Below are 1,428 nucleotides of genomic sequence, written 5' to 3' on the forward strand. Positions count from 1 at the left end.
AGTTGAGTCCCGGATAGTGGTGTAACCCTCCCCGGTGGCCACGACCATCTTCGAGACGGACGCGGTCACCGTGGGAGCCTTCGAGCGAACCTTCCACAGCACTCTCGAAAGGACATCACCACGATGACCGCTCCTCATATTGTCGACCCTGAACGGCTGCTGCGCGAAGCTCTCGGGGAGGCCTCTCCCGATCTGTTGCGCCACCTGCTGCAGACCGTGATCAACGCACTGCTCTCCGCCGACGCTGACGCGGTCTGCGGGGCCGAGTACGGCAAGCCCTCCGAACATCGGACAGCGCAGCGCAACGGCTACCGCCACCGACCCCTGGACACCCGCGCCGGCACGATCGATGTGGCCATCCCCAAACTCCGGGCCGGCACGTACTTCCCCGAATGGCTGCTCGAGCGCCGCAAACGGGCCGAGTCCGCACTGATCACCGTGGTCGCGGACTGCTACCTGGCCGGGGTCTCGACCCGGCGCATGGACAAGCTCGTACGGCAGCTGGGCATCGACTCGCTCTCGAAGTCCCAGGTCAGCCGGATGGCACAGGAGTTGGACGAGCACATCGAGGCTTTCCGCCACCGGCCTCTGGGCGAGGCCGGCCCGTTCGTGTTCCTCGCCGCCGACGCCCTGACCATGAAGGTGCGTGAGGGCGGGCGTGTGGTCAACGCGGTGGCCATGGTCGCCACCGGGGTCAACGCGGACGGGCGCCGCGAGGTCCTCGGGCTGAGGGTGGCCACCACGGAGTCCGGGGCGGGGTGGAACGAGTTCTTCGCGGATCTGGTGGCCCGGGGGCTGGCCGGGGTGGCACTGGTGACCTCGGACTCCCATCGCGGCCTCGTGGAAGCAGTGGCGGCGAACCTGCCCGGGGCCGTGTGGCAACGCTGCCGCACCCATTACGCGGCGAATCTGATGGCCGTGACCCCGAAGAGCATGTGGCCGGCGGTGAAGGCCATGCTGCACAGCGTGTATGACCAGCCCGACGGGCCGGCCGTGCACGCCCAGTTCGAGCGCCTGTTGGACTACGTGCAGGACAGGTTGCCCGCGGTGGCCGCCCACTTAGACGCCGCTCGACAGGACATCCTCGCGTTCACCTCGTTCCCGAGGGACGTGTGGTGCCAGATCTGGTCGAACAACCCCGCCGAGCGGCTGAACCGGGAGATCCGGCGCCGCACGGACTCGGTGGGGATCTTCCCGAACCGGGATGCCGTGGTGCGCCTGGTCGGGGCCGTGCTGGCCGAGCAGACAGATGAATGGGCCGAAGGCCGCCGGTATCTCGGCCTGGAACTGCTCGCCCGGTGCCGTGAGCCCCTGACCACGGAGCAAGAGACCGTGATGAGCACGGAGGTGATGCCGACCCTGCAGACCTGACAGGTACAAGCCCCCTACAACCTCGAAGACGGTTACACCACTTCCAGGGACTTGACC

Annotated in this window: 1 protein-coding gene; it reads left to right on the forward strand. The window is 67.7% G+C overall.

The annotated features are described in order from the left end of the window. Window positions 1-123 precede the first annotated feature (123 nt). Window positions 124-1,371, forward strand: coding sequence for an IS256 family transposase (locus ACFI33_RS11745; RefSeq protein WP_036337348.1), 1,248 nt, complete (start codon window positions 124-126; stop codon window positions 1,369-1,371). The last annotated feature ends 57 nt before the right edge of the window (window positions 1,372-1,428 follow it).

This window comes from Micrococcus sp. PSi08, assembly GCF_054960655.1.

Excerpts from the sequence above, each read along its gene's own strand:
- ACFI33_RS11745 (WP_036337348.1), top strand. The coding sequence starts at position 124 with ATGACCGCTCCTCATATTGTCGACCCTGAACGGCTGCTGCGCGAAGCT.